Raw genomic sequence first — 12,967 nt, 5'->3', positions numbered from 1 at the left:
ACTAAACCCATTCATAACTGGGGAATTATTATCAACCAATTTTACCTTATTTTTGACCAAAGAATCAAAAACAAATAATCAATACAAAAAACAACTTACACAAAATTAGGGATAGTGTCGCTTGAACATTAACAACTATTTAATCCCTGACTCTACTAATGACAGAAATTCAAAGACATAGAATTAAATTTTATTCTAAAGAAAACTTAGCAACTGGGTATGAACTCTCAAAAGCAGAGAATCTGTTTGAAAATTACAATCAAGAACATGAATTAACTCTATTAGACTTATTTGAATTTTATAATATTAAGAAATACTTCGATAATCAATTATTTCTAGTAAAATGGAATGGGCAAGAAAAACAGCTGTATATCAAAATAATTGAACAAGTTTTTAAAAAACTCAAAGACAGATTGTTAATAATTGATGATACCACATTAGAAAGTGAATTAAACCAATTAGAATATGAATACTACGATGATTTTTGGAGTTTGGTTAATAATTTAAATATTTATAAAAACATTAGTGAGAAAGTATTTGCTGAGTTACTCAAAAAAAATCAACAGCAAATTTACAATATTCTTAAAGAAAAGAGATTAGTTGAGAAATTTGATAAAGCAGTTAGAGCGTTTTTAATGACCTATGATAATTCTGCTAAAATTATACTTTCAAATACAGAAGAAAAAGGCAATGTTATTAACAAAGAGACCTATTACTTTCCCAAAAGTCTAAGTTTAGAAGACAAAGAACAGATAATAAATGATTTCTTAAATACTAAAGAACCTAATTTAAATTATGTTAGACTAATAAAAAATTCAAAAGACACCAGTGAATTTAAAATAAATGCGAAAACAAGATTAAAAGCAAAACAAAAATCAGAAGAGCTAAGCAACAAAATTTTAAAAAATGAGAATTCTTGGGAAATAGGAATCAGTATTTCATTTTCTAAGGAACAAATTGAACCCGTTAAATATAGTTATGAGAATACAGATTTAGAAGTAATATCATTCAGTGAAAAGTTTATAGACCAATTCTCAGACAATATAAATTTATTTTTAATTTTCAAGTTTCTATTCTGCTATGTCGACCAAACAAACTTAATTGCATTGGTTAGTAAGCAAAGTGAATTGAGTGTTTTAGAAAGGGTATCTATGAAGTCTAAGAATGAATATGTAACTGGTTTTTCCTTTCACAGAAAGGAAAACTTAGCAAGTTTAATGTTGTTTGTTTATAAACAATATTTACATAGAAAAGACAATAGCATTGAGTCATTAATTAATTCTTACATTGATTTTATCAATAATAAAATTAAACCACATAAAATATTATTCCAAATTGTATCAACCAAAACTAGTTATTTAGAAAAAATAAGAAATGTTGCACCTGCTTTCGAATTTTTACTCAAACAGTTTAAATTTTTTGTTGACGAAAAAGTTATAGACTTAGAACTACTTCAGATAGACTCATCAGCAACAAGATTTAGCGAAATATATAGTTTAAAAGAAAAAAAATATTGCTATTCAAATCATGAATTAATTCTTAAACTTAAATATTTTTTCTTCTCAGACCAAAGTGGTTTATATTATATAGAACATTTCAAAGATAAATACGATAACTTATATGATTTATTAACAAATGAAAATGTGAAATTCGAATATTTTGAAAATTATCAGAAAGAAACAATTGAAAGCCTGATAAGAGATAATTATTTAGTAGTTAATAACGAGAAAGACGTAGTTTTAAATAATCACATTTTGATTTATATAATTGGTGAGTTTCACAAGAAAGAAGTTATTAGTTATTGGAATTATCATAAGAATATAAGAGATGAAATTGACGAACTAATTGTGAAAGGATTAGTAATTACAGAGAATACTTTATTTACAAAACAAGAAATAAACTATTTAAATTATTACCTCAATAAAAAAGAATTTACAAATGGATTTGATCTTAGAAATAAATATCTACACGGAACAAATAGTCTTTCTGAGAAGGATCATATAGCTGATTATTATAAACTAATTAAGATAATTATTTTGACACTTTTAAAAATAGATGACGACATAGATAATCAAAACATAATATAGATTGGTAGTGACAAGACAGTAACAAAATTAGGATTAGCGAGTAAAGCATCTCGTAATTCAAATCTCTTCCTTTCTAAATATCTAACCCACGAAGTCAGAGACCCCGAGGAACAAAATCTTAAAGTCAAAATCTTGTGTCTTGTATCTTTTAGTCTTCAAGTCTTAAAAAAAATCCTAAAGTCAAAAGTCAAAAAAAAGCCCTCTGAAATTAATCAAAGGGCTTTTTTTATATTGATACAAAATCAGATTATACTATCCAACGAGCTTTACGATAACCTCCAACCTTTTCTTGGGCTTTGGCTTCTTTAGCTGTTTCTACTTGTTGTAATTCTTCTTTAGAAGTAATCACATAGTCAGCATATTTACGAACACCCGTACCTGCTGGAATCAAGTGACCTACAATTACGTTTTCTTTCAAGCCATCTAATGTATCAGCTTTTGCACGGATAGATGCTTCAGATAATACTTTCGTTGTTTCTTGGAAAGAAGCCGCAGAAATGAATGAGTCAGTTCCTAAAGATGCTTGTGTGATACCTTGTAAGTTTGGTTGAGAAACCGCTGGTGAAGCATCACGTACTGTAACAATCTTCATATCACGACGTTTCAATGAAGAGTTTTCGTCACGTAAAGCACGAGCAGAAACAATCATACCCACTTTCATTTTCTCAGAATCACCTGCATCCATTACTACTTTCTTATCCATGATTTTATCGTTTTCCTCACGGAACAAGAATCTGTCAACATTTTGTCCGTTCAAGAACATTGTATCTCCCGATTCAACGATGATTACTTTCTGCATCATCTGACGAACGATAGCCTCGATGTGCTTATCGTTAATCTTCACACCTTGCAGACGGTAAACGTCTTGGATTTCATTTACTAAGTACTCTTGTACAGCAGTTGGTCCTTTAATAGCCAAAATATCTGAAGGCGTAATAGCACCATCTGAAAGTGGTACACCAGCACGCACAAAGTCGTTATTTTGAACAAGGATGTGTTTAGACAATGGCACCAAGTATTTACGTTCGCCACCATCTTTAGCACGTACATAAATTTCACGGTTACCACGTTTGATACCTCCTAAAGTAATAACACCGTCAATCTCAGAAACTACTGCTGGGTTAGATGGGTTACGAGCTTCAAATAATTCCGTTACACGTGGAAGACCACCCGTAATATCACGAGTTTTACCAGCAGCACGAGGAATTTTAGCCAAGATTTGTCCCGGTTTAATTTTCGTTTTGTTTTCTACTGATAAACGTGCCGCTACTGGTACGTTGTAAGCTACTGGTTCGTCAGCACCTTTCACAACAACCAAGATTGCAGGGTTTTTAGTCTTATCTTTAGATTCGATAATTACCTTCTCACGCAAACCTGTTTGCTCATCGGCTTCTTCCTTGTAAGTAACATTTTCTTCGATAGCATCGAATTGAATAGTACCTTCAACTTCCGATAAGATTACAGCATTATATGGATCCCAAGCACAAATTTCTTCACCTTTAGTAATCGTCTGTCCGTCTTTAACTCTCAAATAAGAACCGTAAGGAACGTTATTAGCGATAAATACTTGTTGAGGATTATTAGCATTCAAAATTTGAACCTCACCTGAACGACCCATTACAATTTCAACTGGTTTACCTTCTGGGTCAACAGAAGAAACTGTACGCATCTCTTCAAATTTAATAATACCGTCGAATTTAGCTTTGATAGCTGCATCTAACGTTACGTTTTGAGCAGTACCCCCAACGTGGAATGTACGAAGTGTAAGCTGCGTACCTGGCTCACCGATTGACTGCGATGCAATTACACCTACAGCTTCACCGATACTTACCATTCTACCTGTTGAAAGGTTACGTCCATAACATTTAGCACAAACTCCATAACGAGTTTCGCAAGTTAATACCGAACGTATTTCGATTGAATCAATCGCAGTATCATCTACAGAAAGAGCTGCCTCTTCGCTGATTTCTTCACCTGCTGTGATTAACAATTTACCAGTAACAGGATCATACACATCATGGATAGAAACACGACCCAAGATACGTTCTGATAATGGTTCAATGATTTCTTCGTTATCTTTCAATGCTGAAGTTTGAATACCTCTTAGAGTACCACAATCTTCTTCATTTACGATTACATCTTGAGCAACGTCATGCAAACGACGAGTTAAGTAACCCGCATCGGCAGTTTTCAAGGCTGTATCGGCAAGACCTTTACGAGCACCGTGAGTAGAGATAAAGTACTCAAGTACGTCAAGACCTTCTTTAAAGTTAGAAAGGATTGGGTTTTCGATGATTTCACCAACTGAACCTTGTAAGTTCTTCTGAGGTTTCGCCATCAAACCACGCATACCACCTAACTGACGAATCTGTTCACGAGAACCACGAGCTCCAGAGTGCATCATCATATAGATGGCATTGAAACCTTGTTTGTCGTTCTCCATTTGATTCATCAAAGTATCAGTAATTTTCTTGTTTACTGATGTCCAAATGTCAATTACAGCGTTATAACGTTCGTTATCTGTAATTAAACCCATCAAATAGTTATCTGTTACTTCAGATACTCTATCTTTTGCTTGCGCAACCAAAGCAGCTTTTTCTTCAGGAACGATGATGTCACCAATACCCATTGAAAGACCACCTTTGAATGCCATTTGGTATCCTAAGTCTTTAATATCATCTAAGAATTTCGCAGTACGAGCAACTCCAGAGATTTTAAATACTGTAGCAATGATTTGTTGCAATTTCTTTTTAGTCAACAATTCATTGATATATCCTACTTCTTCAGGAACGCAAAGGTTGAATAATACACGACCTGCTACAGTTTTCACCATTTCAGAAACCAAAGTACCATCATCTTTACGAACAAGAGCTTTTACTTCAATATTAGCGTGTTTAGAAACAACACCTTCGTTCATACCGATTACAACTTCTTCGAAACCGTAGAACTTCATGCCTTCACCTTTCACTTCATATTCTGGTGTATTTCTACGTCCTTTAGTTACGTAGTATAAACCAAGAACCATATCTTGCGAAGGTACAGTAATAGGCGCTCCGTTGGCTGGGTTCAAGATATTGTGTGAACCTAACATTAAAAGAGATGCTTCCAAAATTGCTTCTTGTCCAAGTGGTACGTGTACCGCCATCTGGTCACCATCAAAATCGGCGTTGAATGCAGTACAAGTTAATGGGTGCAATTGGATTGCTTTTCCTTCAATCAATTTAGGTTGGAATGCTTGGATACCCAAACGGTGAAGCGTAGGGGCACGGTTTAGAAGAACAGGGTGTCCTTTCATTACGTTTTCCAAAATATCCCACACTACAGGGTCTTTTCTATCAACAATTTTCTTGGCAGATTTTACCGTTTTCACGATACCTCTTTCAATCAATTTTCTGATAACAAATGGTTTGAAAAGCTCGGCAGCCATATCTTTTGGCAAACCACATTCGTGCATTTTCAATTCAGGACCAACCACAATTACCGAACGACCAGAGTAATCGACACGTTTACCCAATAAGTTCTGACGGAAACGTCCTTGCTTACCTTTCAACATATCTGAAAGTGATTTCAAAGCACGGTTACCTTCTGAACGAACAGCATTGATTTTACGTGAGTTATCGAATAATGAATCGACAGCCTCTTGCAACATACGCTTTTCGTTACGCAAGATTACTTCTGGAGCTTTGATTTCAATCAAACGCTTCAAACGGTTGTTACGGATAATTACACGACGGTAAAGGTCGTTCAAATCCGAAGTCGCAAAACGACCACCATCTAAAGGTACAAGCGGACGCAATTCTGGTGGAATTACTGGTACCATTTTGATAACCATCCATTCTGGCTTGTTCTCGATACGAGTACCCGCTTCACGGAAAGCTTCAACTACTTTCAAACGTTTCAAGGCTTCAGCCTTACGTTGTTGAGAAGTATCATTTGCTGCCGAGTGACGTAAATCATAAGATAAGTTATCTAATTCAGTACGTTTCAACAACATATCCAAAGCCTCAGCACCCATTTTAGCAATGAATTTTTGAGGATCTTCGTCTGGTAATAATTGGTTTTCACGAGGTAATTTGTCGATAATGTCCAAATATTCGTCTTCTGTTAAGAAGTCCATTTTGTTAACACCATCTTCAGCTTTTACCCCAGCTTGAACAACTACGTATCTTTCGTAATAAATTACTTGGTCAAGTTTTTTTGTAGAAAGACCTAACAAGTAACCAATTTTGTTTGGTAAGCTACGGAAGTACCAAATGTGTGCAACAGGCACAACTAATTCGATGTGTCCCATACGCTCACGACGTACCTTTTTCTCGGTAACTTCAACTCCACAACGGTCGCAGATGATACCTTTATAACGAATACGTTTATATTTCCCACAGTGACATTCCCAGTCTTTTGTAGGGCCGAAAATACGCTCACAGAACAAACCACCCATTTCTGGTTTATAAGTTCTATAATTGATTGTTTCCGGTTGAGTAACTTCTCCGTGTGATCCTTCAAGAATCGACTCAGGTGACGCCAATGAAATGGTTACCTTAGAGAACTCACTGTTTAATTTTCTATTCTTTTTGAATGACATATAAGAATGTATTTTATTGACGTTCAATTAATTATCAATCAGATGAAAACTATTAAAATATCACTTTTTCAATCGAAATCTCAGTAGAATCACTGAAGCCCCATTGATAAGGACTATCTAATTGAATTGATTTAATCTTGGTGTTTTTCAAACCTTTAGTATTAAAAAAGGTACTAGCATCCGAAAAACTCTTTACTTTAATATTGGCAATAACTCCTCCTTTTAATACTGATGGAATTACTCTAAACCTTTCTACACGATTATCGTCATAAACAAAGCTTACAAACAAATAAGGTGGTTGAAAAGCTAATCTGGTAATTTGTCCGAACAAAGAATATTTCAGGTTGAATTTCACAAAAAGTAATTCATTTGAATCAGGTAAGTCAATCTTTTCAAAAGTCTTTAGTATAACTTTTTTCGCCCGATTGAACTGAACTGTTTTCTTATTCGCATTTTGCTTTAAAACCAACAGACTATCGTAACCTATAGATTGTTTGACGGCAAGCGTATCAACAACTTTGTAATTGGCAAGCATACTCAACTTTGTTCTGTCTTCATCCCAAAAAAAGTACTGTTCTCTGTAAGGAAATTCCTGATATAATAAATAATCTGGAGCTGTTGAAGATTGATACTTCTGAGCATTCAAACTATCTAAATAACCAGAATATGCCTGATAAGTTTGCACAATGGGTCTTGGATTATACTTTAGTTTATTAACCATAATATAAGATATTTCCCAAGGCAAAATATCGACTGTTCCTTTATTCAAATACTCATTTACAGAATGTGGGAAACTTCTTTCAAGTACATCTTCTTTGGTATAAGTAACGATTTCATCATCAAATGAATGAGTAAAAAACCTTACTACCGAAGAAGTACTAATAAAAGTACCGATGCCTTCAAGAGTGGATTCTCTGTGTTGCCAATTACCTAAGTCTTTCTTAGCTGTTGGCAAAGCTGAAAATACGTAATCTCTTAAATTACCCGTCCAATACCAATGGATCGCATTTCTAAACAAAAGACTACAGAGTATCAAAACAATTACTTTTATCTGTATTTTTTTGCTGTTTTCAACCAATAAGATTAACCCTATCATTACTGGAAAAAACAAGAAAAAGCCATATAAATTGGTTGATGATAAAGAAGCAAAACTTTGTTTGTAACTCAAAAACAAAGACATTGCTATCAAACAAATCACATAGAAACGGTCTGCAATTAATTCCTTATTGTTCACTTTGAATGGTAGATAATCCCAACAAATTCCTAGAAACAGAGATATTATCACCAATAATGCCAATAAAGCTAAAACAAGCCTAATTCCATTAATATCGTTCATCACAGCCTGTGCATCTATATATCCATCTATCAATTTCACCCCTGATGTCAGGTAAATCAAAATATCTGTTTGTAATATAAATGCCAGTATTAGCATTAGTACGATTGTCGAACTTGCTAAAACTGTAGCAAACTTTATTGTTAAATAACGCCTTAAAACAAAGAACAATAACGAACTGAACCATATTACTAGCATCGCTAGGCTTAAATTCAGTTTGATAAAAAAGGCAGTAATTGTAATGATTGTAACAATGCCTAAACTGTAAATTTTCTTATTTTGAAGAAAGAGTAACAAAAATCCTATTTGAAGAATCAATAAGGTAAATGATAAATCTCCTACAAAACGATAAGGGAAAAAACACAGCCCTGCAAAAAATAAAGCAATCACTTTTGATGCTGACTTTTTTACGATTTCAATAATTAATACAACAAAACCGACTTGTATTAATAAATGAACTAAAAAAGAAACGAGTTGATAAACAAAACCACTTGGAATATAACCTGTATTTAAAAAGCCCAAAGGACCGTAAGTAAACAAGAAATCTTGTCCGAAACGAAATTTATTTTCAATCGCAACTTTCAATGCAATACACCAAGAGGGGTCGAGTCCTTTAGTATATTCGTGAACACCTTCAAATGTTGGCATCAGAAAAAAAATCATCCACATCCAAGCAATCCAAACGAAGGTTTTTTTTGAATATTGACGCATAAATTACTGATTGACCTTTACATTTTACGTTTCTTATCGTTTAATTGGCACACGATTACTCGTGTGCCAATCTATTTTTACTCTAAAGTAATCTCTAATGCTAAACCTCTTAATTCGTGAATCAATACGTTGAATGATTCTGGAATACCTGGTTTTGGCATGCTTTCTCCTTTAACGATAGCTTCGTAGGCTTTTGCTCTACCAATCACGTCATCAGATTTTACTGTCAAGATTTCTTGCAAGATGTTGGCTGCACCAAATGCTTCTAATGCCCAAACCTCCATTTCACCAAAACGCTGACCACCAAACTGAGCTTTACCACCCAATGGTTGTTGTGTAATTAATGAGTATGGTCCGATTGAACGAGCGTGCATTTTATCATCAACTAAGTGACCTAATTTCAACATATAGATAATACCTACTGTTACTGGTTGGTCAAACATTTCTCCTGTTAAACCATTGTATAAGTAAGTACGTCCCCATGCTGGTAAGCCTGCTTCTGCTAATTCTTTTGCAACTTCAGCCTCTGTACCACCATCAAAGATTGGTGAAGCGTATTTACGACCAAGTTTTTCACCTGCCCATGCTAATACGGTTTCATAAATCTGACCGATGTTCATACGTGAAGGTACCCCAAGTGGGTTCAACACGATTTCTACTGGCGTTCCGTCTTCCAAGAATGGCATATCTTCATCACGAACGATACGGGCAACAACCCCTTTGTTACCGTGACGACCCGCCATTTTATCACCTACTTTCAACTTACGTTTTTTAGCGATATATACTTTCGCTAATTTCACGATACCTGCTGGTAATTCATCTCCAACTTCTAAAACAAACTTCTCACGTTTGTAGCGACCTACTACTTCGTTACGACGAACGTTATAGTTTTTCACCATTTGTAACAATAAGATGTTGATTTCAGATTCTTCAGTAGCATTTTCAAGAATTAAGTCAGCTAATAAGTTAGCTTCTTCAGGAACGCTATATGAACTATCGTCACGGTATAAGTTTTTAGCTGGGAACAAAGCTTCCTCGATCATACGACCTGTCAATTTCGTTCCTGCTTCAATAATTACCGTTCCGAATTTATGTTTGATACCACCAGAAATTTTACCTTCTAACAATTCAATCATCTTACCAATCATCATTGCACGGATGGCAGTCAAATCTTTAGATAATTGTTTTGATAAAGAAGCGATTTCTTTCTTAGCTTTCTCACGTTCGTCTTTATCTTTCTTAGGACGGCTGAAAAGTTTTGTATCAATTACAACACCTTTCAATGATGGAGGAGCTTTTTTAGAAGCATCTTTCACATCACCTGCTTTATCACCGAAGATAGCACGTAATAATTTTTCTTCTGGAGTTGGGTCAGATTCTCCTTTTGGTGTAATCTTACCAATCAAGATATCTCCTTCTTTTACTTCAGAACCTACACGAATTACACCGCTTTCATCCAAGTTTTTCACAGTTTCTTCTGCTACGTTCGGGATTTCCGCTGTTAATTCTTCTTCACCACGTTTTGTATCACGTACTTCTAATTCAAATTCTTCAATGTGAATAGAAGTAAAAATATCATCACGAACAACTTTCTCAGAAATTACAATCGCATCCTCAAAGTTGTAACCTTGCCATGGCATGAAGGCCACTTTCATGTTACGACCTAATGCTAATTCTCCTTGCTGAGTAGCGTATCCTTCACAAAGTGCTTGTCCTTTTGAAACTCGCTGTCCTTTACGAACGATTGGCTTTAAGTTGATAGTAGTATCTTGGTTGGTTCTACGGAATTTAATTAATTTATATTCCTTCGTATCTCCGTCAAAACTTACTAAATATTCTTCTGGCGACATATCGTATTTAACTACGATTTTGATACTGTCAACATATTCAATTACACCGTCAGCTTCAGCAACAACTAAAGTACGTGAATCTAAAGCAACGCTTGCTTCAAGACCAGTACCTACAATTGGATTTTCAGGACGTAACAATGGTACAGCCTGACGTTGCATGTTTGAACCCATCAAGGCACGGTTAGCATCATCATGTTCCAAGAAAGGAATTAAAGAAGCCGCAACCGATACAATTTGGTTTGGTGCAATATCCATCAATTGAGCCTCTTTAGGATCTACTAATGGGAAGTCACCTTCAAAACGAGCTTTTACACGGTCAGAAGTAAATACGCCATCTTCATCGTAACGAGCATTTGCTTGTACAATGTTTTTGCCGTCTTCTTCTTCAGCAGTAAAGAATGTAATTTCATCTACTTTTACTTTACCGTCTTCAATCGTACGATAAGGAGTTTCGATAAAGCCCATCGAGTTAATTTTAGCATGCACACAAAGTGATGAAATCAAACCGATGTTTGGACCTTCTGGAGTTTCAATCGTACACAAACGACCGTAGTGCGTATAGTGAACGTCACGAACCTCAAAACCTGCACGTTCACGAGATAAACCACCTGGTCCAAGTGCTGAAAGACGACGCTTGTGCGTAATCTCAGCCAATGGGTTGGTCTGATCCATGAATTGTGAAAGCTGGTTAGTACCGAAGAATGAGTTGATTACCGACGAAAGTGTACGAGCATTAATCAAATCAACTGGTTTGAAGTCTTCGTTATCACGAACGTTCATACGCTCTTTGATTGTACGAGCCATACGAGCCAAACCAACACCAAATTGTGCATATAATTGTTCACCTACTGTACGAACACGACGGTTAGACAAGTGGTCAATATCATCAATGAGTGCTTTTGAGTTAATCAATCCGATTAAGTATTTCACGATAGAGATAATATCTGCTTTCGTTAATACTTTTGTTTCCATCGGAATATCATGTCCCAATTTCTTGTTAATTCTATAACGACCTACTTCACCTAAATCATAACGTTTGTCAGAGAAGAACAAGTTTTGGATAATATCACGAGCAGTTTGCTCATCAGGTGCTTCTGTATTACGCAACTGACGGTAAATTTGCTCAACCGCTTCTTTTTCTGAGTTCGATGAATCTTTCTGTAAAGTATTATAAATGATGTTGTAATCATTCACGTTCATATCTTCTTTATGAAGAATGATTGTGTCTAAATCAGCATCAATAATTGTATCGATGTCGTCAGAAGTAATGGTAGAATCACGTTCTAATAATACTTCGTTACGGTCGATAGACACTACTTCACCTGTATCTTCATCTACGAAATCTTCTTGCCAAGTTCTTAAAACCCTTGCAGCCAAACGGCGACCAACAGCTTTATTCAAATTAGCACGGTCAACTTTTATTTCTTCTGAAAGACCGAATAAATCTAAAATGTCTTTATCCGAACCATAACCAATCGCACGTAAAAGAGTCGTTACTGGGAACTTTTTCTTACGGTCGATATAAGCATACATTACGTTGTTAACGTCTGTAGCAAATTCAATCCAAGAACCTTTGAATGGAATAATACGAGCTGAATATAATTTCGTACCATTTGTGTGACGACTCTGCGAGAAGAACACACCTGGAGAACGGTGTAATTGAGAAACGATTACACGTTCAGCACCATTAATTACGAATGAACCACGTTCGGTCATGTAAGGAATATTTCCTAAGAACACTTCCTGTTCGATAGTTTCGAAATCTTCGTTGTCTGTATCATTACAGATAAGGCGTAACTTTGCTTTCAAAGGTACTGAATACGTAAGACCACGGTCGATACACTCATCAACTGAATATTTCGGTGGATCTACTGAGTAATCAATAAAGTGAAGGACGAAGTTTTCACGAGAATCGGCAATTGGGAAGTTCTCAGCAAATACTTTGAAAAGACCTTCGTCAGTACGATTCTCCGCTGCGGTTTCCAACTGGAAGAAATCCTGAAACGACTTAACCTGAATATCCAAGAAATCTGGGTATTCGAGTAAGTTTTTGACTTTGGCAAAAGAAATTCTGCCCGTTTTTGTCATCTGTGTCAAGGCTGTTACTGTTTTGAAGTTTACAATCTGATATTTCTTAATCGGTAAAATGTAAGGGCAATAAAAAAATCTTTGACATTCAAGAATCGAACATCATAAGAGAAATTTTTGCATTGAAACACCTTTCAATTCCTACTAAAAACATATCTAAAAAATCTTTAAATCAATGACTTACAACAAATTAGCGTAAGCGAAAATGGAGCCTCGTAGAAGTGAGTAAATCATTTCCCTTGCATTCTTCCTACGAAAAAAGGATGTGTCTCGGAAATAATTACCTTTATTAAAACTCAATGAGATTTCGTCGAAT

The 12,967-nt window shown here is 35.2% G+C and carries 4 protein-coding genes; 1 reads left to right on the top strand and 3 read right to left on the bottom strand.

Annotation, left to right across the window (positions count from 1 at the left end; translation table 11 throughout):
• Positions 1-158 precede the first annotated feature (158 nt).
• On the top strand, positions 159-2,087 hold the full coding sequence (locus VB776_RS06195; protein WP_323327080.1) for a hypothetical protein: 1,929 nt from the start codon (positions 159-161) through the stop codon (positions 2,085-2,087).
• Positions 2,088-2,334: 247 nt separating this feature from the next.
• On the opposite strand, the gene rpoC is transcribed toward VB776_RS06195, so the two are convergent.
• The 3 genes from rpoC to rpoB all read right to left on the bottom strand — a co-directional run bounded on the left by rpoC (position 2,335) and on the right by rpoB (position 12,651).
• The gene (gene rpoC, locus VB776_RS06190; RefSeq protein ID WP_323327078.1) at positions 2,335-6,669 is read right to left on the bottom strand and encodes a DNA-directed RNA polymerase subunit beta'; all 4,335 of its coding nucleotides are present in this window, start codon (positions 6,667-6,669) and stop codon (positions 2,335-2,337) included.
• 52 nt (positions 6,670-6,721) lie between these two features.
• Positions 6,722-8,713, bottom strand: coding sequence for a glycosyltransferase family protein (locus VB776_RS06185; RefSeq protein ID WP_323327076.1), 1,992 nt, complete (start codon positions 8,711-8,713; stop codon positions 6,722-6,724).
• Between the two features lie 77 nt (positions 8,714-8,790).
• Complete coding sequence (gene rpoB, locus VB776_RS06180) at positions 8,791-12,651, bottom strand: DNA-directed RNA polymerase subunit beta (RefSeq protein ID WP_323327074.1); 3,861 nt, start codon at positions 12,649-12,651, stop codon at positions 8,791-8,793.
• Between the last annotated feature and the right edge of the window lie 316 nt (positions 12,652-12,967).

Origin of the sequence: Arcicella gelida (assembly GCF_034931025.1) — a bacterium.
Taxonomy (GTDB): Bacteria; Bacteroidota; Bacteroidia; order Cytophagales; family Spirosomataceae; genus Arcicella; species Arcicella gelida.
Note: the sequence above shows the minus strand (reverse complement) of the source record. Positions and strands in the feature narration are given on the sequence as shown.